The organism is Microcoleus sp. A2-C3 (assembly GCF_036706065.1).
Taxonomy (GTDB): domain Bacteria; phylum Cyanobacteriota; class Cyanobacteriia; order Cyanobacteriales; family Microcoleaceae; genus Microcoleus.
Map to the genome: position 1 here is coordinate 1 of NZ_JAUBVX010000013.1, position 26159 is coordinate 26159.

24 protein-coding genes are annotated in these 26159 nt (G+C 45.0%); 15 read left to right on the forward strand and 9 right to left on the reverse strand.

Annotation, left to right across the window (positions count from 1 at the left end):
* Positions 1 to 569 precede the first annotated feature (569 nt).
* The 4 genes from QUB66_RS09515 (at position 570) to QUB66_RS09530 (ending at position 5096) form a co-directional block, all read left to right on the forward strand.
* Positions 570 to 1181 carry a 2OG-Fe(II) oxygenase gene (locus QUB66_RS09515; protein WP_332967390.1) on the forward strand — a complete coding sequence of 204 codons (612 nt, stop codon included), beginning with the start codon at positions 570 to 572 and terminating at the stop codon, positions 1179 to 1181.
* A 364-nt stretch (positions 1182 to 1545) separates the two neighbouring features.
* Positions 1546 to 1797 carry a hypothetical protein gene (locus QUB66_RS09520; protein WP_332967391.1) on the forward strand — a complete coding sequence of 84 codons (252 nt, stop codon included), beginning with the start codon at positions 1546 to 1548 and terminating at the stop codon, positions 1795 to 1797.
* Complete coding sequence (locus QUB66_RS09525; RefSeq protein ID WP_332967393.1) at positions 1797 to 2141, forward strand: type II toxin-antitoxin system RelE/ParE family toxin; 345 nt, start codon at positions 1797 to 1799, stop codon at positions 2139 to 2141. Before QUB66_RS09520 ends, QUB66_RS09525 begins: the two co-directional genes overlap by 1 nt.
* 783 nt (positions 2142 to 2924) lie before the next feature.
* Positions 2925 to 5096: a glutamine synthetase III family protein gene (locus tag QUB66_RS09530; RefSeq protein WP_265234953.1), complete on the forward strand. Its 2172-nt coding sequence runs from the start codon at positions 2925 to 2927 to the stop codon at positions 5094 to 5096.
* Positions 5097 to 5304: 208 nt separating this feature from the next.
* On the opposite strand, the gene QUB66_RS09535 is transcribed toward QUB66_RS09530, so the two are convergent.
* The 6 genes from QUB66_RS09535 to QUB66_RS09560 all read right to left on the reverse strand — a co-directional run bounded on the left by QUB66_RS09535 (position 5305) and on the right by QUB66_RS09560 (position 10467).
* Positions 5305 to 5652: a DUF5615 family PIN-like protein gene (locus QUB66_RS09535; RefSeq protein ID WP_265234954.1), complete on the reverse strand. Its 348-nt coding sequence runs from the start codon at positions 5650 to 5652 to the stop codon at positions 5305 to 5307.
* Positions 5649 to 5930: a DUF433 domain-containing protein gene (locus tag QUB66_RS09540; RefSeq protein ID WP_265234957.1), complete on the reverse strand. Its 282-nt coding sequence runs from the start codon at positions 5928 to 5930 to the stop codon at positions 5649 to 5651. Before QUB66_RS09540 ends, QUB66_RS09535 begins: the two co-directional genes overlap by 4 nt.
* Positions 5931 to 6145: 215 nt before the next feature.
* On the reverse strand, positions 6146 to 7543 hold the full coding sequence (locus tag QUB66_RS09545; RefSeq protein ID WP_332967396.1) for a cation:proton antiporter: 1398 nt from the start codon (positions 7541 to 7543) through the stop codon (positions 6146 to 6148).
* Positions 7544 to 7645: 102 nt separating this feature from the next.
* Complete coding sequence (hisA, locus tag QUB66_RS09550; RefSeq protein ID WP_332967398.1) at positions 7646 to 8419, reverse strand: 1-(5-phosphoribosyl)-5-[(5-phosphoribosylamino)methylideneamino]imidazole-4-carboxamide isomerase; 774 nt, start codon at positions 8417 to 8419, stop codon at positions 7646 to 7648.
* Between the two features lie 75 nt (positions 8420 to 8494).
* Positions 8495 to 9175 (reverse strand): TIGR02117 family protein, encoded by a 681-nt coding sequence (locus QUB66_RS09555; protein WP_265234960.1) that lies wholly within the window; start codon positions 9173 to 9175, stop codon positions 8495 to 8497.
* A 101-nt stretch (positions 9176 to 9276) separates the two neighbouring features.
* Positions 9277 to 10467, reverse strand: a complete 1191-nt coding sequence (locus tag QUB66_RS09560) for a glycoside hydrolase family 10 protein (protein ID WP_265234962.1) — start codon at positions 10465 to 10467, stop codon at positions 9277 to 9279.
* A gap of 245 nt (positions 10468 to 10712) precedes the next feature.
* On the opposite strand from QUB66_RS09560, the gene QUB66_RS09565 reads away from it, so the two are divergent.
* The 3 genes from QUB66_RS09565 (at position 10713) to QUB66_RS09575 (ending at position 12559) form a co-directional block, all read left to right on the forward strand.
* Positions 10713 to 11483, forward strand: a complete 771-nt coding sequence (locus QUB66_RS09565) for a cysteine hydrolase family protein (RefSeq protein WP_265234963.1) — start codon at positions 10713 to 10715, stop codon at positions 11481 to 11483.
* A gap of 128 nt (positions 11484 to 11611) precedes the next feature.
* On the forward strand, positions 11612 to 12049 hold the full coding sequence (locus QUB66_RS09570) for a cupin domain-containing protein (RefSeq protein ID WP_442923196.1): 438 nt from the start codon (positions 11612 to 11614) through the stop codon (positions 12047 to 12049).
* A gap of 159 nt (positions 12050 to 12208) precedes the next feature.
* Positions 12209 to 12559 (forward strand): DUF952 domain-containing protein, encoded by a 351-nt coding sequence (locus QUB66_RS09575; protein WP_265234965.1) that lies wholly within the window; start codon positions 12209 to 12211, stop codon positions 12557 to 12559.
* Between the two features lie 191 nt (positions 12560 to 12750).
* Here QUB66_RS09575 and QUB66_RS09580 read toward each other — a convergent pair whose 3' ends face one another.
* The gene (locus tag QUB66_RS09580) at positions 12751 to 14004 is read right to left on the reverse strand and encodes a CCA tRNA nucleotidyltransferase (protein WP_332967400.1); all 1254 of its coding nucleotides are present in this window, start codon (positions 14002 to 14004) and stop codon (positions 12751 to 12753) included.
* Positions 14005 to 14112: 108 nt separating this feature from the next.
* Between QUB66_RS09580 and QUB66_RS09585 the strand changes: the two genes are divergently transcribed.
* The 8 genes from QUB66_RS09585 to QUB66_RS09620 all read left to right on the forward strand — a co-directional run bounded on the left by QUB66_RS09585 (position 14113) and on the right by QUB66_RS09620 (position 22492).
* A complete protein-coding gene (locus QUB66_RS09585; RefSeq protein ID WP_106148769.1) occupies positions 14113 to 14361 on the forward strand; it encodes a Ycf34 family protein in 249 nt (82 codons plus the stop codon).
* The gene (locus QUB66_RS09590) at positions 14322 to 14549 is read left to right on the forward strand and encodes a hypothetical protein (protein WP_265234967.1); all 228 of its coding nucleotides are present in this window, start codon (positions 14322 to 14324) and stop codon (positions 14547 to 14549) included. The genes QUB66_RS09585 and QUB66_RS09590 overlap by 40 nt, the downstream gene beginning before the upstream one ends.
* A 14-nt stretch (positions 14550 to 14563) precedes the next feature.
* Positions 14564 to 16273, forward strand: a complete 1710-nt coding sequence (locus QUB66_RS09595; protein ID WP_265234968.1) for a serine/threonine-protein kinase — start codon at positions 14564 to 14566, stop codon at positions 16271 to 16273.
* Positions 16274 to 16275: 2 nt separating this feature from the next.
* Complete coding sequence (gene tsaB / locus QUB66_RS09600) at positions 16276 to 16947, forward strand: tRNA (adenosine(37)-N6)-threonylcarbamoyltransferase complex dimerization subunit type 1 TsaB (protein WP_265234969.1); 672 nt, start codon at positions 16276 to 16278, stop codon at positions 16945 to 16947.
* A 283-nt stretch (positions 16948 to 17230) separates the two neighbouring features.
* Positions 17231 to 17854: a DUF3859 domain-containing protein gene (locus tag QUB66_RS09605; RefSeq protein ID WP_332967403.1), complete on the forward strand. Its 624-nt coding sequence runs from the start codon at positions 17231 to 17233 to the stop codon at positions 17852 to 17854.
* A 33-nt stretch (positions 17855 to 17887) separates the two neighbouring features.
* On the forward strand, positions 17888 to 19723 hold the full coding sequence (locus QUB66_RS09610; RefSeq protein WP_332967404.1) for an asparagine synthetase B family protein: 1836 nt from the start codon (positions 17888 to 17890) through the stop codon (positions 19721 to 19723).
* Between the two features lie 218 nt (positions 19724 to 19941).
* Positions 19942 to 21174, forward strand: coding sequence for a diaminopimelate decarboxylase family protein (locus tag QUB66_RS09615; RefSeq protein ID WP_332967406.1), 1233 nt, complete (start codon positions 19942 to 19944; stop codon positions 21172 to 21174).
* A 16-nt stretch (positions 21175 to 21190) separates the two neighbouring features.
* Complete coding sequence (locus QUB66_RS09620; RefSeq protein WP_332967407.1) at positions 21191 to 22492, forward strand: hypothetical protein; 1302 nt, start codon at positions 21191 to 21193, stop codon at positions 22490 to 22492.
* A 393-nt stretch (positions 22493 to 22885) separates the two neighbouring features.
* Here QUB66_RS09620 and QUB66_RS09625 read toward each other — a convergent pair whose 3' ends face one another.
* Complete coding sequence (locus QUB66_RS09625; RefSeq protein WP_332967408.1) at positions 22886 to 24640, reverse strand: asparagine synthetase B family protein; 1755 nt, start codon at positions 24638 to 24640, stop codon at positions 22886 to 22888.
* Positions 24641 to 24803: 163 nt separating this feature from the next.
* Positions 24804 to 25628 (reverse strand): SDR family NAD(P)-dependent oxidoreductase, encoded by an 825-nt coding sequence (locus QUB66_RS09630; RefSeq protein ID WP_265234976.1) that lies wholly within the window; start codon positions 25626 to 25628, stop codon positions 24804 to 24806.
* Between the last annotated feature and the right edge of the window lie 531 nt (positions 25629 to 26159).

Sequence of the window (26159 nt, forward strand, 5' to 3'; positions counted from 1 at the left end):
ACATGGCTCAAGCTCAACGTCTCGCTGGCTTTAGTTGTAGCATACTCAAAGATCTGTTTAGAATGAAATAGCCCTGAACGGACATGGCATCTCTAAAACTTAAATCATTGTCCTAATTCTATCTATCACAAGTCAGAAAACCAGTGCCCGAATCTTGATGAAGATCGTTTTATTTTTGGGTGTTGCTTAATCAGGGTATGAAAAAGAATCAGGCAAAAATCAAGAAGCTTTGTGGACAATGGTTTTTATGATTTGCATATTTAGCCGTTCATACCGTAAATCAGCCCGAAGACGGCGAACAGAATTCGCGTCTACATAAACGATGTCCGAGCTCAGAGGGACTGAGGAAAATAACGTAATTTTAACCACTCATTCTTCAACCGGCGGAGGCGGGTTTTGTCTGTATCGACGCGAATTCTATTCGCCCGGTATCGACGCGAATTTTATTCGCCCGGTCTTCTGTATTTCATGCGATCGCAATTTACGATATCATATCACTACGAGCAACGCAGCAATCCCAAGTCTGACCGATCGCCCGTGGCTACCTGCCTTTTGAACATTGATGATTTTTGAGCGCCTTGAAATACTACAGCCAACATCCTAACGCTTTCTCGATCGACTATCTCAACGACTTACGAGGAGCAATACTAGCCTCACCTTACTTTGCAATCAACAACCTCAACCGCGATTTCATCGGCACAAAAGGCTTCTCCGTGGTGTTTGTACGCGCCCAAATTGCCGAAGTAGAGCGTCGCTTCCCCTTGTTCAAACCCTATCTAGACAAAGCATTACAGCCTGAATGCAACGCTTTTTACCTCAACCCCCTACTGCTAGGCGAAGGTTCCCGCGTCGATGCCCATATCGATCGATCCTTGCGATCGTACTGCAAAACCGTCGAACCTCCCGCAGCCGTCAGCGTATTGTACGTACAAGTGCCCCCAAATTTGCAAGGAGGAGAGTTAATACTGCGGCGCAACAAACAGCAAGTTGGACAGATTAAGCCGCAAGCCAACTCACTGATCTATTTTCAAGGAGATTTAACTCACTCTGTCAACGCTGTTAAAAGTACCGGGACTCGCTTGAGTTTGGTTTGCGAACAGTACAGTTTGAGCGCCACAGAATTACAAGATATTCCCGGATTTACGGTGGAATCTAGGGCCGCGAAAGCAAAGAGTAAGTGATGTTTATTCGATCCTTGATATCATATCCGTTCAATGAATCACAATGCTTGTAGGTGCGGGTTCACCAAAAATCTCTGACTCAAACTAACAATATCTATAAACCCGCCCCCACCACGCCACAAAAATCGATCGCGCGCAATTCAACGGACATGAGATGAGCTAGTATGGTGCGTCAGCTTTAAATCATCAATTATCGATCGCATAACCCGCCGCCGTCGCACCCTACAAATTTCATCCCATACATCCACTACATCCGCTACATAATCCGTTGCCGAACTTTCTGCTGTGCGATCGCCACGAGTGTTTCAGTTTCGCAGTTTGCTATAATTACTTACACGGGTTTTGATGCTAAGGAACCAAGTCTATGACTATTGCGATTTCCCTCAGTCCAGAAATAGAGGCACTGCTTCGCGAAAAAGCCGATCGACAGGGACAAGATATTAGCATTGTGGCTGCCCAATTACTAACTCTAATTTTGGAATCGGAAACACCAGACTCCCAAGAAGATATTCAAGCTATCCAGCAAGGTTTGGACGATTTTGATGGCGGACGATTTAGTTCTTTTGACGAATTTGCTGAATCACAGCGGCGCAAGTACAATTTACCAGCCAATTGATGACATATCGCATAGAAATTTCCAGCGTTGCACAAGCAGAAGTTGACAGTATATTTCTGCGGATTTCTCAGGTGATGTCACTAGAGAAAGCTAGGGAGTGGTATGATGGATTGTTGAATGAGATCGCATCTCTATCGTCAATGCCAAAACGCTGTCCTTTGGCAATGGAAAATCAATACTTCAGTAAGGAAATTCGGCAGCTAATCTACGGTAAAGGACGCAATTCATACCGTATTCTTTTCGCAATTGTAGAAAGTGAAGAGGTGTCCACAGTTCGCATCCTGCGTATTCGACACGCTCCACAACAAACTCTTGGTGAGAACCTGGAGTCTGATGAAGGATAATCAGCTAGTATGGTGCGTCAGCTTTAAATCATCAATTATTGCTCAAATAACCCGCCGTGGCACCCTACAACTAAAATCCTGCGGTTATGTGCGATACGTGCGATCGACCCTCCGACCAAAAAACTCAAATTCCGTAGCCTACGATACATTTATTTTCTTAATCATTGTTTACACTTTCCAAGTGTAGAGAGTGTACTCTCCATAATTCTCCAAAATCTAAACAAGTGCGTTGTTTGCTGGACTGCGATTTATCGATCGCCCAACAGTGAAAAACCATAAGTAGTTTTGACCAGAATTCATCGGAATTGACTCGCACAAAATTTTTGAGCTTACCAGGGCGAAGATTAGCTACTAAATCTGTGCAGCGCCGACATCTATCATGTTGACTCAAGTTAGTACAGGCTCCTGTCATCTATTTTATTGCTAATAACTGAAATTCAACCGCATCTATCTAACACTGGATTCTCATCAACACGGACGGCCAAGAAATTCCGCCTCGCTCCTCCAATCTTTGAGAGCCTGCCAAAAAAGGCATTCTCCAAAAAGTGAGTTCAGACTAAAAATGTTGGGTAAATCTCAGATGTTGCACCATTCTCAAGAACAGGCAAGATGCCTGTTACACAAGATATCAAATTTCTTATGGGGTGGGCATCCCGCCCTTAAAAGGCTTATTTGTAATGGTGCAAGATGTAAGGTAAACCCAACATATTCATCAATGGTTAGACTTCTGCTAACCTATATTTTTTCACAATTACTCGTCCCATAATCCCCATAAAAACAACCATGAGTGGAAACGAATCCCGCGTACAAGCAATTTCTCAAATTGTCAACCGCCAACTGACTCCTGCCAAGCCTCCCAAGCGGTTAGAAGAAATTTGGGCAACAGACGTTTTTAGTCTGAGCAAGATGCAAGAAAGCCTGCCCAAGAGCATTTTCAAATCAGTAAAAAACACCATTCAAACCGGGCAAACACTCGATCCTTCCGTAGCTGATGTAATTGCAGTAGCAATGAAAGATTGGGCCATTTCCAAAGGAGCCCTGTACTACGCCCACGTATTCTACCCGCTAACCAACAGCACCGCCGAAAAACACGACGGTTTCATCTCAGTCCAAAGCGACGGCTCCGTCATCTCAGAATTTGCAGGTAAACTTCTAGTACAAGGCGAACCCGACGGTTCCTCCTTCCCCAACGGTGGCATTCGCTCCACCGCCGCCGCTCGCGGATACACAGCCTGGGATGTCACCAGCCCCGCCTATGTCATGGAAACAGACAACGGCATGACATTGTGCATTCCCACTGTTTTCATCTCCTGGACAGGTGAAGCCCTAGACAAGAAAACCCCGCTTTTGCGCTCCATTGGCGCCATGAACAAAGCAGCAACCAGAGTATTAAAACTGTTAGGAAATACCGAAATTGCTCCCGTAAATTCCAGTTGCGGTTGCGAACAAGAATACTTCCTGGTAGATTCTAATTTCGCCCACAGCCGCCCCGACTTACTGCTAGCAGGTCGCACCCTCTTTGGCAAACCTCCCGCCAAAGGTCAGCAATTTGACGACCACTATTTTGGAGCAATTCCAGAGCGCGTTCAAGTCTTCATGCAGGAAGTAGAAGAAAGAATGTACCGCCTGGGAATTCCTGCCAAAACCCGCCACAACGAAGTAGCACCCGGTCAATTTGAAATTGCACCATTTTTTGAAGCAGCAAACGTCGCCAGTGACCACCAACAATTAACCATGACAATTCTCCGCAACACAGCGAAGAAACATGGTTTTATGTGCTTGCTGCACGAGAAGCCCTTCGCGGGAATCAACGGTTCCGGCAAACACGTTAACTGGTCAGTCGGTAACGCCACCCAAGGCAACTTATTAGACCCCGGCGATACACCGCACTCCAACATACAGTTCCTAGTTTTCTGCGGCGCTGTGATTCGCGGCGTTCACAAATACGGGTCATTGTTGCGTGCGGTAGTTGCAACTGCCAGCAACGACCACCGATTAGGTGCCAATGAAGCTCCACCAGCGATTATCTCCGTCTATTTGGGCTCGCAATTAGAAGATATCTTCGAGCAAATTAGCAAGGGAGGAGCTAAGGGTTCTCAAGGTCGGGGCATCATGAATCTAGGCGTAGAAACACTGCCTACTTTCATCAAAGATGCCGGCGACAGAAACCGGACTTCGCCCTTTGCCTTTACTGGAAACCGCTTTGAATTCCGTGCAGTAGGTTCAGGTCAGTCTGTTTCCGGCCCGTTGGTGGCGATGAATACAATTCTTGCAGATTCTTTGGACTGGGTTGCTAACAAATTAGAAAGCGATTTGGCTAAAGGAACTGACCTGAATGCTGCCATCCAAACAGTTCTGAAAGAAGTGATGGACGACCACGGCGCTGTGGTATTTGGCGGCAACGGCTATTCTGAAGAATGGCACAAAATGGCCGAGGAACGGGGTTTAGCCAACTTGCGGACTACCGCCGATGCTTTGCCCGTCTTGAAGGAAGGATACATTGAAGACTTGTTTGAAAAGACAGGTGTTCTGACTCCCGTTGAATTGGAAAGCCGTTATGATGTCTATGCAGAGCAGTATTTGCTGGCAATTGAAGTCGAAGCAAAACTGGTCGGAAGCATTGCCAAAACCATCATTTATCCGACTGCGGTGAGATATTTGTCTGATCTTTCCAGCACGATTGCTGGCTTGAAAGAGATTGGGATTGAACTGGAAAAGGAAACTGCGGAAAAAGTCGCGGTGCTGGTTAAGTCGATGATGAATACTGCGAGCAAGTTGAGTGATGCTTTGAGCAAGCATGATTTTGCTACGACAGAAGATCATATGCAGTATGCTTCGCAAACAATTCGTCCTTTGATGGATGAGGTTCGCCAGTATGCGGATGCTTTGGAAGGTGAAGTTGCTGATGATTTGTGGCCGCTGCCTACTTATCAAGAAATGCTGTTTGTTAAGTAATAGCAAACCTGGTTAGTTTCGGTAGGGACATGGCAGTGCTGTGTCCTTATTTTTTGGGTTAATTGCAGGTTAGATTTGTTGCATAATTTCCAGAAACCCGGTTTCTTCCTAAATATTTCGCCACCCAACCGAGATTTTTCCAGAAACCGGGTTTCTGAGACTTTGCATAATTGCCAGAAATCCGGTTTCTTCCTAAATATTTCGCCAATCAGATATACCGAACCTGATTTTCCATCTCATCCGCCGTTACTTGATTCAAAATTACTAATAATCGTTGCGCTATTTCTTGGGGTGGACGACGAAAAGCCAAAATTACGCCGTAGTGCGTTCGTGAGGTATCAAAATAAGCTTGTATAAGTTTTTCAAAGTCGCTTCGGTTGTGCGTAACAAGCGTCCTTCTTTGGTTAACAGCGTAAGCGAGTTGTTCTTCATCACTTGCCTGAAGCTGTCCTGCGTCTCTTACGGTTAGAGCATCAAATCCTCTCGCTTTCAACAAATCTGCGACTAATACATTGACATCCTCATCCAGGTACAAACAAATGAATAAATTACTCATAAATCTCGCACCAACGGGTCAATTAAATCATCAGGAATTCGGTTGCGTTCAATATAAGTATTAATCTCATCTTGATGGTCACTGTAATAGCTCAACGCATCGAAGACCTGTGCCAGCGTTAGGTGAGGAAGACCGTTAGGAATTTCTTCTGGTGAAATACCCATACGCCAAGTTTCAACGATCGCCCTAACAGATGTCCGCGTGCCCTTGACGATCGGCTCACCGCTGAGAATTTGCTCATCTCTGACAATGTAAAGATGTTCCGTTGTTTGAACCATAGCTGCAAATACCAGATCGAGTATTTCCCATAATTATAGTGCTTTTACTTGTTACCAGTTAAAGCGAGGCAGAGCCTCTAGATATCGGTTCCCAGGGAGAGCCTGGGAACCAGAGGACTAAAGTCCTCACTAAGCGAGGCAGAGCCTCTAGATATCGGTTCCCAGGCCGTCGCCTGGGAACCAGAGGACTAAAGTCCTCACTACAAACCTAATTTCTAACTGGATGCTTTCTCGATAGCTGGAGGCTCTACCGTATCGCCAAAGGCAATCCGTAGAAAAGGCGGAGCCAAAAAAGTCGTCAGAATTACCATGATAATAATCGAAACCTCCAGCGGCTTATCCAAAGCCCCGCTAGCCGAACCGATACCGGCAAAAACTAACCCGACTTCGCCCCGAGGAATCATCCCAACTCCGATCGCCAATCGATTGATTCCAGGCTGACCAAACACCGCCCAACCAGTGATCAACTTGCCCAAAATCGCCACTACAATCAAAAACACGGCAATCAAAAGTCCCGCCCGATTATCCGGCACTGTTGGGTTCAAAACCCCCAAATCGGCGCGCGCTCCCACCGTCACAAAAAAGATGGGTACAAACAAATCTGCGACAGGTTTAATCAACTCATCCAACTCGTTGCGGGCATCGCTTTCATCTAACACTAAACCAGCCGCAAAGGCACCCAAAATCGCTTCGAGATGAATTGCGTTGCCGATAAAAGCCATGAAAAAAGCAAAGATAAATGCCGGCATGACAATATTACCGCGAGTTTTGAGTTTCTCAACTACAGCGGCAAAGGTTTTATTGAAAATGCCGCCCAACAGAATTGAACCTAGTAGAAATGCAGTTGCACCAATGATTAAATAGATGACATTAACAACATCAATTTCACCTGTTTTCGCTAAACTAGCAACTACCGCCAAGACAATAATTCCCAGCACGTCGTCAATTACTGCCGCCCCGACAATGATTTGACCTTCTTTAGATTTCAGCCGTCCTAATTCAGACAAAACTTTCGAGGTAATTCCGATGCTGGTTGCCGTCAAAGCAGCCCCTGCAAAAATTGCCGGAATCGCCGCCGTGTGAAAAATTATCATCAAGCCCGCAGTACCCGCAGCAAAGGGAACTGCTACGCCGACAACAGCGACAAAGGTAGCTTGAATTCCCACTTCTTTGAGTTGTCTGAGATCCGACTCCAAACCAATTTCAAACAGTAGAATAATCACCCCCAATTCAGCCAGCACAGAAATGATTTCGCTCTGCGATTCAAACACGCTGCTGACGGCGGCCGGGGACATAGGATTTATTGACTGCAAAACAGTCATAATTCCTGAGTTGGAAGCTGACAGTCCGCCTTCGGGAAAAACGATCAGGTGTAAAGCGGATACGCCAACAATCACCCCTGCTACAAGTTCACCCAAAACTGGTGGAAGATTAAACTTCAGAGCCGCTTCCGCGCCTAATTTGCTGGCAAGATAAATCACTACCAAACTGAGCAGAACTCCGCTCAGAATGATCGGCGAATTTTCGGGATCGAGTGTTGCTAGCAAAGGTATGGGAGCAATTAAGGATGCCATCCCAGAACTTAAAGCTGTAATTGTTGGGTTAAAAAACATGGTACAATGATGATAAGAAAGACATTCTAATCAGATAATTCTGGATGCAGACAAACTAAAGGACTCCGGTTTTTTAAAGGCTGGTTGTGCGGATTTAGATGGTCAAGCAAAACTAGAAGAACCCAAATCGGGGGGTACATCTTGCCACCGCCCTTGTCCGACGGCTTGAATTGCTTCTTTTAGCAAGATATCACCGGTATAAATTGCTCTACCGACGATCGCACTTTTGACACCAATTGGTTCCAAAGCCAACAAACTTAACAAATCTGCGATCGAACTAACGCCGCCGGAAGCAATCACCGGAATCGAAATAGCGTTAGCAATTTCGCGCAAAGATTCCAAGTTCGGCCCTTCCATAGTACCATCACGGTGAATGTCGGTGTAAATAATTTCAGCAGCACCTAATTCTGCCATTTTCTGCGCCAATTCTGTTGCTAAAACTTCTGAAGTTTCTAACCAGCCTCTGGTAGCAACTTTACCATTTCTGGCGTCGATTCCGACGAGAATTTGACCGGGAAATTCGGCGCACAATTCGCCGACTAATTGCGGTTGTTCGACGGCGACAGTGCCGAGAATGGCGCGCTGAACGCCTAATTTGAGAATTGCTGCGACAGAAGGGCGATCGCGCATTCCACCGCCTAGTTGACAAGGAATGTCCACTGCGCGGACGATCGCCTCAATGGCTGCTAAGTTTACAGGATGACCGGCTTTTGCCCCATCGAGGTCTACCAAATGCAGCATTGTCGCGCCTTGATTTACCCACTGTCTGGCGACTTCGACGGGATTGTCGTTAAAAGTTTGAGACTTGGCGTAGTCTCCTTGATACAGTCTGACGCATTTTCCGTCCAATAGGTCGATCGCTGGAATTACATTCATGATTTTGTAATTGGTAATTTGCACTTAATAACGAACTTTTTATCTACAAATTTTGGCTTTTCCCGTTCCCCCTTCTCATTTTTCCTTACCTGTGCAACGGCTATTTAAATGAAACATAATCGATGATGATAGAGTTGACCACAAAGGAGTATTAACCTCAGCTTTTCGCAAAGCTTCTGCCGTCCAGTCGTTGCAAGTTCTAAAAATCCAGTAACTGTCTTTTGCTTCATAAAAACTGTCGTTTTTGTCGTAGCCGTAGCTAATTTTTATTTTATTACCTCCGGCGTCTAATTGGAATGTATTTTTAATAAAATTTACCATCCTCAGATAATTTTCTCCACTAATTTTAACACATTTGGTTTCTGGATTTGGGAAAAAAATCTGATAACCTTCGACTTGTAGGGTAGATGGATTAGGGAAAATAAGCGCCTTTAAACCAGTAATTGGGTTGATACTTCCTGATGTGGGAGTTTCCAGCATAAAAGCTCGATCTCCCCAGCCAAAAGATAAATATTTATAATCGGAAGCGGCCTCGCGCCCTATTTTTGTTAGCGGTAAATATTGATTCCAGTCAAAATATTTATTCTTAACTGGAACAATGATTTCGGTGTGGATGCCTCCGTTATAAATTTGTATGGAAACCGTGCAATCTGCTTGTGAGTAATATCCCCATTTTGTGGGAGTGAGAAAGCCAATAATTAGGAAAGCGGTAAAAGATAAGATGAAAATTCCTAAGCACTGTATGTTTTTTTTCATTTTAACGGTGGGTGTGGAATTCGGCTTTTTATAAAGACTTTAATCCTTAATAATTCCCAAGATAAGGACTTTAGTCCTTACTACAAATATCGTACCAAATTTTAAACCGAAGGTCGCTTCATTTTCGTGGGAAAGAATGCTCGAAATGCTGAATTTCGTTCTTCGGGGGTTTCATTCGCCCAACTCGACAAGCTTTCGTAGAAAAAGAATGAAACACCTCCAAAGTTTCTTTTTCGGACTTCTTGCACTTGATCTTGAATTTGTTTAAGGGGAACTGGACTATTTTTTAAGCCTGTTAAAATGCCGATCGCAGTTGGAATGTGCCCTTTAGCTAATTTAACTTCTTCGCGATCCAATTCGGCATTAAAACGCTTGATATCGCTGCGATAAACCTGGACTATAACTTCTTCGATGTAACCGCGTCTTTCCCAGCTAAACCAGTCCTGCAAATGGGCTGGTAAAGCAAAATGTAGGGGATTGGGAGACAAGGCGACAATACATTTTTGTTTGCGGGCTTTGATGGCTCTAAAAAGTCGCGCCATAAAGTCGTTGATTCTATCGGCGCGCCAGCGTACCCAGAAGGTTTCGCGGAAGTCGTTGGAGGGACGGGCTTTGATATCTTTCTGATACATTAATACTGTCAACGGTTCGTATCCAAATTCTGATGGTAAGCCGAAATGGTCGTCAAATTGAATGCCATCTAGATCGTAATTAGCCACAAGTTCGACAACTAACTCTTGGATAAATTTCTGTACTTCAGGATGAAAAGGACTCAGCCAAACGCGATCGTTTGTGCCTTCTTTCCAAATCGTTGAACCGTCACGCCGTTTCGCCAACCAATCAGGGTGCAGTCTGGCTAATTCTGAGTCGGCGGGGGCCATGAAACCAAACTCAAACCAAGGGATTACTGCTATACCTTTTTTATGTGCTGCTGTAATGATTTCTTTGAGGACATCTCGCCCTTTTAATGTGGGTGTGGGGTCGTTTAAATATCCGAATACTCGTTTTGCTACAGCACTCGGATGAATGGTATAACCCCCTTGCCAAACCGTAGGATAAATGGTATTAAAGTTCAGTTTGTCTAGCCTATTTACAGCGTCTGTGATGTTTTTGGGCGAAAAGATCACATCGCTATCAATATTAGTCAGCCAAATGCCGCGCAATTCGGTTTTTGGGGTTTTGGGCGGAGTTTGAGCCGAGAGGCTGGGAGAGAAAATCGCGGAGGAGGTAAGGGCGATCGCAAAAACAACTATTAAAGCCAGTATCCGCTGCCATTTGTGCAGTTTAATCATCAATTTTCCGCAAACACCACAGTTTAACATCATACTGTAGCGTGCACATTGCAAACCTTACGATTATTCTTCAGTCCGCGTCGGCGGACGAAAGTTTGTCTAGTCGCGCTTTCAACCGCCGAGGGGCTTAAAAACCTTAGCAATACAGGTTTTGGTATACCTCATTTGTGTGAGAAACGCTACATGACAAGTTAGGATAAATCAAATAGTTATAACATTAAAATTGTTTTTGAGTCACCATCCATATGAATCCTGATTCTCTCCGTACCTTGGGCGTACCGCCGAATGCTTGGAAAGTTGATGCCAAAATTGCCGACATTACCCGATCGCCGATCGCGCCTCAACCTGTTACCCTAGAAACAGAAACTAAAACCCTGCGTTTGGATTTAGCAAAAGCAGCAATGTTGGTGATAGATATGCAAAACGATTTTTGTCACCCCGACGGTTGGCTAGCACATATTGGTGTAGATGTAACGCCCGCAAGAACTCCAATCAATCCTTTAAAGAATTTGCTGCCAAAATTGCGATCGCACGCCATACCAATTATTTGGATCAACTGGGGAAACCGCCCCGATTTGCTGAATATTAGTGCAGCTTCCCGCCACGTTTACAATCCCACGGGCGAGGGCGTAGGTTTAGGAGATCCGCTACCCAAAAACGGCGCATCTGTATTGATGGCGGGGAGTTGGGCGGCGCGGGTTGTCGATGAATTGGAACAGAAACCAGAGGATATTTGTGTTGATAAATATCGGATGAGCGGCTTTTGGGATACTCCTTTAGATAGTATATTGCGGAACCTCGGCAAAACTACACTTTTCTTCGGAGGAGTAAACGCCGATCAGTGCGTCATGGCTACACTACAAGATGCTAATTTCCTCGGTTACGACTGTATTTTAGTCAAAGATTGTACAGCTACAACATCTCCAGAGTATTGCTGGCAGGCTACTCTTTATAACGTTAAACAATGTTTTGGTTTTTTATCGGATTCTCAGGCTATGTTAGAAGCGATTAAATAGCAATCACGAATTAGCATAGGGGCAATCCCCTGCGGTTCGCCCTCTCGATTAAGACACTGAGTGGGCGGGCACAGGGGGCACCTACGATAATTAACAATTAAAAACAAAAAACAATGACAAATCAGTGCATGATTCCTGTTATGAAGTCTCCGAAAGACTACCAAGCATTTCGCATCAGTCCTGGCGATACTAATAGATTGGCGATTGTCTTCGATCCGGCAACCGCGAATGTTTCATTAACTGTTTGCGTCGAAATTTTCGATGCGGGCGGTAAAACTCCTCCCAACCGCCATCAATTGGCAGTAGAAATGTTTTTTGTACTCAAAGGCAGAGGTCAAGCAACCTGTGACGGCAAAACAGTTAGTATTCAACCGGGTGATAGTTTGTTAGTGCCTCCAACCGGCACTCATCTAATTGAAAATACGGGCAGCGAACGTTTGTACACTTTGTGCATTATGGTGCCGAATGAGGATTTTGTGGAACTAATTCGCAGCGGTACACCAGTCGAACTTGATGAGGAAGATTTGAGAGTTTTAGGGCGATCGGATGTACTTGTATCCTGCTAAGTTGGTAGTCAAGACTTTAGTCTTTTTTTAGAATGATTAAAGTCTTGATGGCGAACCAATCGATGATACAATTATGATATTTACAGTTAAGTTGTGGCGGAAATTATCCCTCTCAATTTTATTACCCATTTTCGATTAAATCTAAAACCCATCTAAACTATGAGCGTTATTTTTCACATTACCCGCAGCCAACAGTGGGAAGAAGCAAAACAAGTGCAATCCTATCGCGGAGATACGCTAGATACTGAAGGATTTATCCACTGTTCAACTTTGCCGCAAGTTCTGAAATCTGCCAATAAATTCTTTTTGGGACAAACAGGATTGCTGCTGCTGTGGATTGACTCAGCAAAAGTAGAATCTGAACTTAAGTATGAATTTGCAGCAGGTGAAGATTACCCGCACATTTACGGGCCGCTGAATATTGATGCTGTGTTGCAAGTTTTTGAGTTTGAAGCGGGTGCAGATGGTAAGTTTCAATTGCCTGCAGAATTAACAGTCAGTCCTAAATAAACTTATTGCATTATTTTGGGATTGATAATTCAACCGCAGATGTCAAGCAGATAAGCACAGATAAACGCAGATAAATGTAGGCGCATTTACAGGTGGTCGCTGGGGCTGGTTTCTAGATATTTGGGATGTGAATTACAGATGGTTTGTGAACCTGCCCCTAGCAATATTGTTGTTGCGATATTTCCCAAATATCAATCAATTTCAATCAACTCGGCTGCCAGTTTCAGCGCATCTTCGCGAGTGGCAATTCTCCCTTCTACCCGCGCTAATTGAATCTCCATTAATAATTGACCGATGCGCGGACTTCTGGGAATATTCAACGATTCCATTAACTCATTGCCGCTAACTAATTGGGTGGGATGAGCGATAATGTCATCAGCATCGAGGTAGCGATTAATTAAGGGTGAAATTTCATCAACCGCAACTCCCGCCGCTAGGGCTAAAACTGCTAAAACTGGAAATACTATTCCTACATCGCGAAACAAAAAATACTGTTCTCGTAAAGACATTTCCGCAATTGGTTCTGCTTGCAATTTGGGTAAATATTTCAAAAGCCCGATCGCACTTTTGATCTCTGCATTGCTGTACTTCAACCGCAGCAACTCAGTTTCAGCGATTGTCGGGTCAGAATTTGCCAAAATAGCCAACTTCCCAACCGCCAATAACGGCGTTTTAATTGTATCTCGAATCGATCGCCCAAATTCTCTCCCCAACTCTGGATAAATTGCTGCCAAATCAGCAGCACAGGAGTCAATTTTTGTCAATATATCAAAACGGTCGATCGCACTTTCAAACCAAATCGAAAACAAACCATCTTCGCAACCCTTACAAATCCAAGGAACACCGTGATTATTGCTCAACAAATAACCCAATTCCGTCCGCACCCGTTCCACCGCCACCCGACTCAACAACGGCGCTAATTCTCGAATCGCCGATTGTGTTTCCGGCTCGATCGCAAAACCCAACTGCGCCGCTTGACGGTAAGCTCTTAATAGCCTCAGCGGATCATCTTCCAAATTCGATCGCGAAATCATCCGCAGCAAACCCAACCGCAAATCAGTTTGACCGTCCACAGGATCGATGATTTCTCCAGTAAAAGGATTGCAGGCGATCGCATTTATCCGAAAATCCCGGCGCCACAAATCCCCCTCCAGACTCCCCCCGAAAGCCTCCGCAAAATCCGCCGTACCGCCCGCAAACACCACCCGCGCAATCTGTCGTTCCGCATCCAACAACACAAATCCGGCTTTTGTGCGATCGGCAATTTTTCGAGCAGTCTTCACCGCCCGTGTTAGCATAACGAAATCCAAATCAAAATAGTGCGATCGGCGCCCCAGCAGCGCATCCCGCACCGCGCCGCCCACCAAATAAGCAGGCGGTGTCAACAGTTCCAAATCGAACGGCCAAGTCTCAGGAGATAACGCAGTTGGCAAATTAATCGGCATCGCAACAAAAATCTACTTTCCTTACAAACCATTAAACTCTTGCTAAGCTAGATTAACAGAAAGCTCAGAATTAACCAATCTTTTTGAAATGCACAGAGGATATCAAGAATGTGTATTTGTATTAACTGCCACTATGTAGACCGCTGCTTCACCTACCACGCCGTAGAAGGACAGCACGAACAAATCCACCTCACCGAAACACCCGATTTCGACCCCGTAGAACCCACTATCAACGTCAACATCCGCCCCCGTCAAGACGAAATTGAAATGGAATGGGATGTAGTTGGCTGTGAAAGTTTCAAGCAAGAGACCGGTAAATGGGCAAAAATGCGGCCCGGCGAACTCGTACCGACTTAACGAAGAAGGAAGAAGGAAGAAGGAAGAAGGAAGAAGGAAGAGGGAAGAAGGAAGAGGGAAGAAGGAAGAAGGAAGAAAATAAAACCTGCTGCTTTCTTGTTTCTTCTTTTTCCTCACTTACAAATTACCAATTACAAATTACAAATTCTAAAATCCTCAATTCCCCCAATCTAAAATCTAAAATCTAAAATCTAAAATCAAAATGTCCTATTGCTTAAACCCAACTTGTCAGAATCCGCAAAATTCAGGGGATGCAGAATTGTGCAAAAATTGCGGATCGAAATTGTTGCTAACTAACGAACAATCGCCATCAGCATCTCGCTACCGTACCATAAAGGCGATCGGACAAGGAGGTTTTGGCAGAACTTTCCTAGCAGTTGATGAAACCAAAACCCTGATTTTTTCCCAGTGCGTAATCAAGCAATTTTTACCACAAAACACCGCAGCCGAAAAAGCCGCCCAACTATTTCACCAAGAAGCCGCCCAGCTAGAAACCTTGGGGAAACATCCCCAGATTCCAGAATTAATCGCGCATTTTGAACAAGACGGGAGACAATACTTAGTACAAGAATTTATAGACGGCAAAAACCTAGCCCAAGAATTAGAACAAAAAGGAGCATTCACCGAAACTCAAATTCGGCAAATCCTCAACGATTTATTACCAGTGCTCCACTTCGTCCACAAATCCAAAGTTATTCACCGCGATATCAAACCCGACAATATCATTCGCCGCCGACTATCTCCAGCCCCTTTACCCGCCTTAGAAAATTCCTATCAACGCTCTCCTTTCCAGAAAGATATCGTTTTAGTAGACTTTGGTGCAGCCAAAAAAGTAACAGCAACCGGATTGCCACAAACTGGTACAATTATCGGCAGTGCTGCTTATACAGCCCCAGAACAATTGATGGGAAAAGCAGTTTTTGCCAGCGATATCTACAGTTTGGGTGTTACTTGCATTCACTTGCTGACTCACATTCCTCCCTTCGACTTATTCGACAGCGCCGAGGATTCTTGGGCTTGGCGCAATTATTTGAAGAGTGCTGTTAGCGACGATTTCGGCCGCATTCTCGATACGATGCTCCAAAGTGGCACCAATCGACGCTACAATTCAGCATCCGCAGTCATCCGGCAGTTGAACCCCAAGCCGGTGTATTTAGAGGGGCAGCCTGTGCTGAATGCACCGGAAACGCCCGCAGAACGGATAGTTACACCTGCGCCCGGTGTGTCGCTTTTCACTCGCCAACAGCAAGCCGAAATTCAGCAAGCTTTACAAGATGCGATCGCCCCGTACAATGTTAAAATCCAAGTCAGTCAAGCCAAGCAAAAGCTCAATATAGTCATCAACAGAACCGAAGACAATCCCGTTCACTATCCGCACTTGTCGCAAATAATTGCCACCAGACTCACCGATTTGCAGTTAAAAAAAGTCGCAACCATTAAGCTTTTGGGTAGAGTCAACAATTCTCGCGTCCCCGAGTGGAAGGAAGTATTGCAAATCGATCCCAAGATTCAATTGAGAAACAAACTCCTGCGGCTGCAACACAATCAATTAGCCAAGAAAATCGCCCCAGTTGCCACCCAAGAATTTTGGCTACCGAAGTTAAAAAATACGGATTTCTGGATCGATTCGCTAATGTTTGCTTTGGTTTGGTTTATCTTTGGCTCTCAGATAGTCATTTTTAATTCTTGGTTCGCGCTGATAGTTGCTTCAGGTTTTATGGTGGTCAAACATCAAGTTTCCCAAAATAAAGAATTTGCGAATAAAAATTTATTTGCCAGTTTAGTAGTCTTATTTTTGATAACAGGTGGGATGGGGAACTCAAGGATTTTAAACACTGGAATATTTGGTATTCTTTTAGGTTGCTTAGTTGTAGTTCTGCCGCTGTTTTTTGTTAAGGAAAATTATCAGTAATCGTGAATAGCAATCCCCCAGACGGAACATCAGTTAAAAAATACGGTTTAGCCCTGCACACGGCAACTCCCGAATTAGGTTTAGCAATCAGCAATTTTGACGGCGATTCTCGCTACCAAACTTGGAATTTGGGCCGCAGTTTAGCCACAGATTTGCATCAGCATTTAGTAGAGTTTATCGCGCCGCAAACTTGGGCAAATTTGGCTTTTATTGCAGTGGCGAAGGGGCCCGGAGGTTTCACGGGCACTCGCATGGGTATGGTGACAGCGCGGACTTTGGCTCAACAATTGAATATTCCGGTTTTTGCGGTTTCAACTTTGGCGGCTGTTGCTTGGTTGGAACCCCCCCAACCCCCCCTTGATAAGGGGGGGCTTTTGGATATCGCGCTGCAAATGCCTGCACAGCGGGGGCAATTATTTGGGGCGGTTTATTCAGTTAACAGTAATTCTGGTTTAACTGAGTTGTTTCCAGATACGGTAATGACGGCGGAATCTTGGCAGGAAAAGTTGGCAAGTTGGGAAAATTCCTATCAGTTGATTGAAGTTGGCAGCGAGTTGGGTACGTCGGTTTCTGGTGTGTTGGATTTGGCTTATTTGGAGTGGAAACAAGGAAGTCGCCCTAATTGGTCGGATGCTTTGCCTTATTACGGGCAACATCCTGTGCAGGGAAAATGAATATTGGGAATTGGGAATTTCGCAATTAGTCTATAGCGGTTCTCAAAAAAGTGAGGAGAGCCTCATGCCCTATGCCCTATGCGCTATGCCGTTCGCGTACCTCATCTTTCTGAGAAAGGCTATATATTGCAACTCAACATACATTTAGGATGGTGAAAAATCAATTATGACTTTTATGAACTCAAACTTATGACATTTATGAATTGACTTTAAGCTCAGTCTGTTTTAGGATTTTAATTAATTGCTGTTAGTAAGTCGCATAAAAACTACCGCGTCTTAATATATGGAAAATCGACTGACTCAAACTCAACTAACGCAAATAGTAGCTGAAGTACAACGCCTTTCTAACGTCCGGGAAGCTGAACTTAATTCCGCAGAAGTCACACAAATTTTGCAGGAATTGGGCTTGCCGACCGAGTTGCTAGATGAGGCTTTAATCCAGTTGCAGCGTCGGGAAGCACTGGCACAGCAGCAACGCAGGAATCGGTGGATTGCTGGAGGATTGGCTGCGGTGGCTGTGGGGGCGATCGCCATTACCGGATTTTTCATTCAACAAAGCCGACAGGCCCTGGATCGCATTTCAGTGCAACAAAACCGCATAACTTCCGTGCAAGATGATGGCGGCAACTTGACAGTTGTTTCCCGCCAAAACAATCCCGAAATCTTTTACCGCGTCACCTTAAAGGATGCACCTTTAGGAAAAAAACTCTCGCTATCCTGCGATTGGATCGATCCCAGCGGTCAAGTTGTCAAACAAAACAGCTATCAAACTCGCGAAATCGACAAATCTATCTGGAATACTCAATGTCGTTACAAAATTGGTACTGCGGCTACTCCCGGAAAGTGGCAAGTTAAAATGTTTGTTGAAAATCGGGCGATCGGCAGTACATCCTTTGAAGTTAAATAATCCTTAAAAACTCGCCTATGGATAAATTTTAACATGAAAATTACTAACAAACCGCGTCAATTTGTAGGATACTGGGGCTGCGATTCTCGCGATAAATTGGAAGCGCGGCTGGCGAAACTTATCAGCAAATCTGGCGGAGAAATCCCAGTGCAAAAAATCGAGAATTCGTCTAATTTGTCCGCCGCAGGAAACGAAAATCACCCAATTTGGAATGTAGCGAGCACCGAGTGCGATCGCCCGCAGCACTTGCCAACCCAAAAAAGTGATAAAACTTGGCAAATCGCTGCCCTCTCAGCCTCTGGACTATCAACGTATCCATCAACCAACGGTTTGCTGTTACCTGATACCTGGGTAAATGTCCGCAAAAATTTCCTAATTTTAGGACGAGAACCCTTTGGGCGAGTAACACTTTACTGGACGCAAATCGAGCAGAGTATTTGGTTTGCATCGAGTTTACAACTGCTGTTAAATATTTGCGAAAAACCAGATATCAGCATTCCAGGTTTGTACAGTTATAGCTGTTTTTCCTATGTCCCAACTCCCTTAACTCCCGTAGAAAAGGTGTTCGCCGTTCCCGCCGGAACCGAATTAACTTGGGAGTGCGATCGAGATAGCGGTGTTATTTTTAAACCCCCATCAAAACCCTTGTTAGAATGGCGAGAAATTTCAGAAGAAATACAAGACGAAGCAGCAGCCATAACAGAATTACAAGACTTACTTAAAAATGCTGTTGAACGTCAAATTTCCGATATAAATAGCAATGAAACGGTCGGAGTATTTCTATCAGGCGGTTTAGATTCCTCAGTAGTCGCAGCATTATTAGTCAAAGCCGGAGTCAAAGTCCGCGCTTATACTCTCGACTTCGGCGAAGCCGGAATTCCCGAATATCCTTGGGCTCAACAAGTGGCCGATTCGCTGAAAATTCCCTTAGTAAAAGTAGATGCTACGCCACGCCGGATTAAACAAGTTTTGCATTCTGCTGTGAAAGCTTTAGATTTGCCCTTTGGCGACGGAGTTACAGTCCCACTTTACCTGTTAAATGAAGCTGCGAGTCAAGAATGTGCGATCGTTTTTAACGGTGAAGGCGGCGATCAGTTATTTGCAGGATGGACGAATAAACCCCTGATTGCAGCGGCTGTTTATCAAGCCGCAAATCCCGCCGGAGACCAAACTTTTGCCCTGCAATATCTGCGAACTTTTCACCGACTTTGGGGATACGAATCTAAAGTTTATCAGCCGGAAATTTACACTGAAATTCAGAATGTGCAACCTCAAAATTGGCTGTTAGAGGCTCTTAATCCTGCGGTGGGCGGGTCTTTGCTGCATCGCCTCCGCCGCGCGGGTTTGATGCTGAAAGGGGCGCAGAATATCCATCCGCGCGCTGCTAATTTGGCTTTGGCTTTTGGTCTAAAAGTGCGATCGCCCTTTTGCGATTTTGCCCTCACAGACTGGACATTTAAACTATCGGGAGAACTGTGTTTGCGAGGCGCTTGTGAGAAATACATCCTCAAACGGGCGGTAGAAAATTGGCTACCTGCGGACATAGTTTGGCGGGAAAAGCGCGGTATGGGCGTTCCCTTAACCTCCTGGTGTTTTAATGAATTTTGGCATGATATCGGCGATTGGTTGAATCCTGCCGTGTTGCAATCAGAGAAACACTGGAAACCCGATTTAGCCGCTCAAATTATCTCCGGCAAATTCGCAGCCGGAATTCAAGGCCGGCGCATTGGCGAGATGATTTGGCTGTTGGTGATGTGGCAAAATTGGCGATCGCAAATTTTAGGTGAAGACGTGAAAAACAAATCTTGGAATCATCCGTTTTGGTTGCCTCGCCAGGTTTGGAATTACCGCCAACGGTGGGGAGAATGAAATTAACACAGTTTAATTAAGCCTGATCCCCCCTAGGGCGTGGCCGTGTTTTCAAACCCGGAGATCCCCCCCAGCCCCCCTTAAAAAGGGGGGAGAAAGACTCTCAAAGTCCCCCTTCTTAAGGGGGATTTAGGGGGATCTCCGGGGAATAAAAATCATTAACTAAACCGTATTGAAATGAAATCAACATTTTCGATTAAACAAACACCTGATTTACCATGATGCCAACAATTACCGATCGCAAATCAATCATCAAACAACCGCCTTTCACTCTTTCGCTAGCCCAAGAGTTATTAGCCACCTACGGTTCGCCGCTGTACGTTTATCAAAGCGATATTTTGCGCCGAACTATTGCCCGCATTACCAAGGCAATTGACTATCCCAAAACTCAATTTTGTTTTGCCAGCGTCACCAACGGTAGCATCGCCCTGCTGCAAATTTTTCAGGATTGCGGCTGGGGATTACACGCCAATACACCAGGAGATATTTATTTAGGAATTCAGGCAGGTTTTTCGCCCAAAAATATCGTTTACAGCGGCAGCAATCTGCACCAAGGCGAGATGGAACAAGTTCTAAAATGGGGTGTCAAAACTCTGAATTTCGACAGTCTCGCTCAATTGCAGTTGTGCTGCGAAGTGTACCAATCTCTCAGGGAAAACCAACAGGCTTTAGAACCGCCCAGTCTGGGTTTGAGGCTGAATTTGCCCGAATTAACGGGGGAAAGTCGCATTGGAGTGCGATCGGCCGAATTTCCCGCAGCAATTGCGATCGCAAAAACAGCCGGATTAAAGCTGAGTGGCTTGCATTTCTATCGCGGTACCGGCACTAATTCCACCGCAGCGTTTACTCAAGTAATTGATACCATAATTGCCGCAGCCCAGCAATTGCCAGATTGGGAATATCTCGATTTTGGCGGCGGCTTTGGCTATCCTTACCACGGCGGTATAGCGTTTGATTGGGAACTGTTCGGGGCAGAATTAACCAGCAGAATTAGTCAACTAGACCGCGAAATTGACTTGATAATCGAACCAGGAAGAGCCGCCATAGCAGGATGTGCTACTTTGCTCGCTCAAGTTGTTTCCACAAAATGGCAGGAAGCTAAACAAATTGTCGGTGTAGATACGACTGTTGCTAATCTTTCAGTGCCATCGGTTCATGGCGGTTATCGAGAGATTTGTACCTGGAATTGTCGGGATGCTCTACATCTTACTGATGTTTGTGGCAATACGACTTATTCGCGGGATTATTTGGGGAAAAGCTGTCAACTTCCAGCTTTGACAGTTGGAGAAATCCTCGGTATTTTGGATGTGGGAGCTTACGGATATGCGATGTCGTCGCATTTTTTGCACCGCCCAAAACCTGCGGAAGTGCTGTTAGAAAATGGCAGCCATCGCCTAATTCGCCACAGAGAAGATTACAGCATTTTGTTAGCTAATCAAGTTTTTGAATAATCATTAGGAGATTTTTATGAAGTGCATCAAATGCCAAACTGACAATAAGTTAAAAGACCGAAGAGCCAATAGTGGGCGCTGTAGACAATGCGGCCATCAGTTTGTTTTTGAACCGACTTATATAGGATTGGCAATAACTGACCCAATGTTTGCCAAGGCGATCGCTGATATTTCTGTGAACGATACGCTGTTTTTCACCCCTAAGCAGTTATTTTACCTGTTTCAGAAACGAGTGAAACCAACAAAATATTATGGGATCTACACAATCCCAGGATACCTAATTATTAATATATTTTTAGGTTGCTTTTTTGGTCTTTGGATATTAACTCCATTTCCCGAATGGAGTATAGCTTTTTTTCTCCTAATGTTTGCGAGCAATGTTTTATTAATCAAAGCAACTTTTAATGCTAGCCGTTCTGGTAAGTATCCGTACCAACAATGCCAGAAATTAGCAAAAACTTTGCAAGTTTGGGGTGTAATAATTTTGGTATTGGGAATCGGTTGGAATCTGTTATCAAGTTCTTTTTCATTCTTTTTAGCTAGCTCTATTCTCGGAATGGCATCCATCTATTTGGGCAATCTCAAAATTGACAAAAAACCTGCAAAGGGTCAATATTTTACGATTAACTTAAATTATTTTCAAGGCAGGATAGATACTTGGATAACAATTAACTCTATGACTAAAATGCTACCACCTCCCCGCGATTTAAACGCAAGCGCTGCCGTCAGTCCCGATGTCAGCGCTTACAGTTTTGATAGATTGGTGGTGTGCGATAGCCCGGAAATTGCCCAATTCTTAATCGCCAACAATTTTCACTTTGAAAACAACTGTGCAGTCCTCAGCATTACCGGATATCCTCAAAGTATCTTCGACACAACGATGGAAATGCTGCGCCGCAATCCCGACTTAAAAGTGTACGCTTTGCACGATTGCAGTCCCAAAGGAATTGGTTTAGTTCACCACCTACGCACCAGTTCTAATTGGTTCGCAGATAACAGCGCGGTAATTATTGATATTGGATTGTTACCAAGGCAGATTATTGCGAGTGGCGGCAGTATGTTTGTTTTGAGTTCCGAGAAAAATGCACAAGATGCTAAACAATTATCAGCAGAGATTCGCCAAGATTTATCCGCTGAGGAATTGCAGTGGTTGGAATTAGGTAATTATGTGGAACTGGAATCTTTTAGTCCTCAGAAAATGATTCAAATTCTAAATCGGGGAATTGCCGGAAGTCGAGATATTGGTAGCGATGATAGTAATTTGATTCTGCTAGGTGGTGCGGAGACTTCTATCTATGTTGTTGATAGTTTTGGTTGAAGATGAGACGGCGGTTGAAACCGCGTCTACAAAAACAAAGAAGATGAGACGGCGGTTGAAACCGCGTCTACAAAAACGAAGTCCGCCTCCGCGGACTGAAGAGTATAATATAATTTTCACCGCCCATTCTTCAACCCGCGGAGGCGGGTTTTGTTTGTATAGACGCGGTTTCAACCGCCCAGTCTTCTGAAGAGTATAATATAATTTTCACCGCCCATTCTTCAACCCGCGGAGGCGGGTTTCGTTTGTATAGACGCGGTTTCAACCGCCCAGTCTTCTGAAGAGCATAATATAATCTTCACCGTCGGTTCTTCAACCCGCGGAGGCGGGTTTTGTTTGTATAGACGCGATTTCAATCGCCTAGTCTTCTGCCGTTTCCCTACCGGAAAGATATTACTTATTACCTTGTAGCCAAAGCTCTAAACTTGTCAACAACCACAGCTTAACGCCATAACGCCCCCAAGTGTCTCCCTCATAATCTAACCATTGAGCAATTAAAGCTTGATTAAAATAAGGAGCAATGGCAGCTCTTTTCGACATCAGCAAACGCCTAGCCTCCCGCTGCCAAAACTTCTTAAATCCTAACTGTACGGGCACCAGCATCCCGCTTTTGGGCCTGTCCAAAATTTGAGCCGGCAGCAGATTTGCCACCGCTTGTTTGAGCACAGCTTTCTCCACAACCCCGGATAATTTGTACTCAGGCGGAATCGTCATACTCAAATCCACGATTCGCTGGTCAAACAAAGGCGATCGCCCGTGCAAGCCCGCAGCTTGAGTCAAGTTGTTAACTTTGGTCAAAATCTGGTCTGCCCCCTTAAACTTGATATTTAATGCCATTAATCGATTCAGATAATTGCCGCTAGCATTCAAATCCGCACTAAATACCGAAGGTTCTGTTTGCATTGCTGCCCAAATTTCCGGTTTTAAAAGTTGAGGCAAATCCGCCGCGCACTTTTGAAATGACAGCAAATATGCTGGTAGCGCATCCAGATTAGTGACAGAATTGTACAAGCTATTCATTAGCATCGGTTGATTTTTGGGGCCGCCAAAACAGGGATCGCCACCTTCGCCGTTCAGAATAACTTCGACGGATTCTCGCGCCATTCTTCCTAATAACAAATTTGGCACTGTCAGCGGATCGCCGATCGGATCGTCTAAATATGCGATCGTCTCTGGTAACTTTTCCCACATATCCCGAAAGCTAATTTCTAAAATATGGTGTTCAGTTTGGCAATGTTCGGCGACTAGACTGGAAAACTCTAATTCATTGGCGCATTCTTCGCCAAAATGAATTGAGTAAGTGTGAATTGGCCGATCGCAAAATTGAGCAGCTAAGGCCGCGATACAGCTAGAATCTAACCCGCCGGAAAGAAACACGCCTACAGGTTGATTTGTGGGCAAATATTCTCGGACAATTTCATCTAAAAGAGTTCGCAATCTCGCGCCGTGCCATTCTAAAGATTGTGCGGCCTCGACAACTTGTTCTCGCAGTTCCCAGTAAGCCGAAATTGTCTCATCAGGGAAGCTTAAAACGCATCCTGGGCGCAGTTCTCGGACTTGTTCAAGGAGGGTACGATCGCCCGGAACGAACGAACAACACAGGTAATCTCGCAGGGCTCTGAGGTCGATCGCCCTTGAGTGGTATTGTGCGATCGCCCGCAGTTGAGGCGCAATCCAGCGAGTCGCGCCAACATTAGTATAGTAGAGAGTTCGTGCGCCCGTGCGATCGCGCGCCAGCCGCAAAACCTGCGATTCCCTATCCCAAACCGCAAACGCAAACATACCCGCCAGCAGCGCGGCGCATTCAACGCCCCAACGTTCCCACAGTTGAGCTACTAATTGGCGATCGCACCCCTGCCAACTACTAGCAGAAATCCCCAATTTTTCCAGCAATTGCGATCGATTGCTTAGCCAAATATCGCCTACAATAACAAATTTTTCAGAGGGACTGAGAATAAGCTGAACGCTTGGGTTAGAGCAAATAATCGCAATTTGACCTTCTCGCCACGCTGTATCATCTGCGATTCCGTCTGTTTTTCCCCAAGCTATCCGCCAACTTGAGGCAAATTCAACTAGAGGATTTGGAGGAACTGAGATTTTTGGTTTTTGGCTACCCTTGTAATTCAGGAATGATTTTATATGGTTCATTTTTACGAGCTTAATATTATTTAGAATAATATCAAGCTTAACAGAAACGTACACCATGCGATCACTTTATTTCTTAGTCCGCGGAGGCGGACATCGTTTGTGTAGGCGCTAATTCCATTCGCCGACTAACTCGCCGCCGAGTTAATCGGCGGCGAAAAAAGATTTATCGCCCGCTAGCTAAAGCCTCCCGCAATTTGCGATCGCCCCGCGATTTACCATGAAGTTGTGGAGTCGCCATCCGCAACACAAAATCCAGCAACCAAGGAGCAATTCGGTGACACCAAACCGCTAAATGACTTTGGTATCCTACCAAAATTTCCGGCGCATCTTTGTGCAAACCCGCAACAAGTGCTAGGGCAACTTTTTCGGGAGTTGTCGGTACTACCCAGCGAAATTGCTCCAAGTCTCGCACCATGTCCGTATCTGTTAGAGATGGTAGCAAAGCTGTGACTCGAACATTGTACTGAGTTAACTCGCTGCGTAAAGCTTGAGTGAATCCCAAAATGGCAAATTTGGTAGCAGAATAAGTTGCCATTGTCGGAGCGGCAATTTTGCCCATCAAGCTCGAAACATTGACGATTGTTCCGTCTTCTTGCGTCGCCATTCTGCGAGCTATCAAGCGGGTAATTGTGTAGGTTCCCAGCAAATTCAAGGCGATTTCTTCCTCGATTAACGGTAGCGGGGAACGCAAGAAAGACGCTTGGTGTGCAACGCCCGCACAGTTGACTAGCAGGTGAATTGGGCCGCAATCTCGCCAAGCTTGGGCGATCGCAATATTCACCGCTACTGACTGAGTTAAATCCAAGGCTAACGGCACTACTTCTGTACCAAAAACATCGATTTCCTCAGCCAATTCGATTAATTGCTTGCGGTTGCGCGCTACAATCACCAAGCGTTTGACTCCTTGTCTGGCTAATTCCAGGGCGATCGATCGCCCAATACCACGCGAAGCCCCTGTAACTAGAGCTGTTTTTCCTTGAAGTTGCATAGATTAAACCCTCTGGTTTTGATGCTCACCGCGGCACGGAGTTATGAGTTGTGAGTTATGAATTATCAGTTATGAGTTGAATATTTTCGCGGTAACAACTCAGAATTGACAATTTTGGCAAAGGCTATCTTGTTTCGATAGACCTAATTGATTTGTGGAGTTAACTCAAAACTCAAACCTTTTGAATCGTGGACGTGTGCGTGAGCTGAACTAAACTTTTGATTGACCATAAATCGATCTAAATCTGGTCAATCAAACTCATTCAAGCAGACAAACCTGAGATGAGAAAACGTAGTCATGAATAATATTAAAGCGGACTTTTTTACCGCTTTTTCTTGAGTCTGCGGAGGCAGGCTTTGCTTGTGTAGCCGCGAATTCATTCGCCGGGATTGTTGTTTCTTGAGTCTGCGGAGGCAGGCTTTGCTTGTGTAGCCGCGAATTCATTCGCCGGGATTGTTGTTTCTTGAGTCTGCGGAGGCAGGCTTTGCTTGTGTAGCCGCGAATTCATTCGCCGGGATTGTTGTTTCTTGA

Excerpts from the sequence above, each read along its gene's own strand:
- QUB66_RS09520 (WP_332967391.1), top strand. The coding sequence starts at position 1,546 with ATGACTATTGCGATTTCCCTCAGTCCAGAAATAGAGGCACTGCTTCGC.
- QUB66_RS09525 (WP_332967393.1), top strand. The coding sequence starts at position 1,797 with ATGACATATCGCATAGAAATTTCCAGCGTTGCACAAGCAGAAGTTGAC.
- QUB66_RS09530 (WP_265234953.1), top strand. The coding sequence starts at position 2,925 with ATGAGTGGAAACGAATCCCGCGTACAAGCAATTTCTCAAATTGTCAAC.
- QUB66_RS09535 (WP_265234954.1), bottom strand. The coding sequence starts at position 5,652 with ATGAGTAATTTATTCATTTGTTTGTACCTGGATGAGGATGTCAATGTA.
- QUB66_RS09540 (WP_265234957.1), bottom strand. The coding sequence starts at position 5,930 with ATGGTTCAAACAACGGAACATCTTTACATTGTCAGAGATGAGCAAATT.
- QUB66_RS09545 (WP_332967396.1), bottom strand. The coding sequence starts at position 7,543 with ATGTTTTTTAACCCAACAATTACAGCTTTAAGTTCTGGGATGGCATCC.
- hisA (WP_332967398.1), bottom strand. The coding sequence starts at position 8,419 with ATGAATGTAATTCCAGCGATCGACCTATTGGACGGAAAATGCGTCAGA.
- QUB66_RS09555 (WP_265234960.1), bottom strand. The coding sequence starts at position 9,175 with ATGAAAAAAAACATACAGTGCTTAGGAATTTTCATCTTATCTTTTACC.
- QUB66_RS09560 (WP_265234962.1), bottom strand. The coding sequence starts at position 10,467 with ATGATTAAACTGCACAAATGGCAGCGGATACTGGCTTTAATAGTTGTT.
- QUB66_RS09565 (WP_265234963.1), top strand. The coding sequence starts at position 10,713 with ATGAATCCTGATTCTCTCCGTACCTTGGGCGTACCGCCGAATGCTTGG.
- QUB66_RS09570 (WP_442923196.1), top strand. The coding sequence starts at position 11,612 with ATGATTCCTGTTATGAAGTCTCCGAAAGACTACCAAGCATTTCGCATC.
- QUB66_RS09575 (WP_265234965.1), top strand. The coding sequence starts at position 12,209 with ATGAGCGTTATTTTTCACATTACCCGCAGCCAACAGTGGGAAGAAGCA.
- QUB66_RS09580 (WP_332967400.1), bottom strand. The coding sequence starts at position 14,004 with ATGCCGATTAATTTGCCAACTGCGTTATCTCCTGAGACTTGGCCGTTC.
- QUB66_RS09585 (WP_106148769.1), top strand. The coding sequence starts at position 14,113 with ATGTGTATTTGTATTAACTGCCACTATGTAGACCGCTGCTTCACCTAC.
- QUB66_RS09590 (WP_265234967.1), top strand. The coding sequence starts at position 14,322 with ATGGGCAAAAATGCGGCCCGGCGAACTCGTACCGACTTAACGAAGAAG.
- QUB66_RS09595 (WP_265234968.1), top strand. The coding sequence starts at position 14,564 with ATGTCCTATTGCTTAAACCCAACTTGTCAGAATCCGCAAAATTCAGGG.
- QUB66_RS09605 (WP_332967403.1), top strand. The coding sequence starts at position 17,231 with ATGGAAAATCGACTGACTCAAACTCAACTAACGCAAATAGTAGCTGAA.
- QUB66_RS09610 (WP_332967404.1), top strand. The coding sequence starts at position 17,888 with ATGAAAATTACTAACAAACCGCGTCAATTTGTAGGATACTGGGGCTGC.
- QUB66_RS09615 (WP_332967406.1), top strand. The coding sequence starts at position 19,942 with ATGATGCCAACAATTACCGATCGCAAATCAATCATCAAACAACCGCCT.
- QUB66_RS09620 (WP_332967407.1), top strand. The coding sequence starts at position 21,191 with ATGAAGTGCATCAAATGCCAAACTGACAATAAGTTAAAAGACCGAAGA.
- QUB66_RS09625 (WP_332967408.1), bottom strand. The coding sequence starts at position 24,640 with ATGAACCATATAAAATCATTCCTGAATTACAAGGGTAGCCAAAAACCA.
- QUB66_RS09630 (WP_265234976.1), bottom strand. The coding sequence starts at position 25,628 with ATGCAACTTCAAGGAAAAACAGCTCTAGTTACAGGGGCTTCGCGTGGT.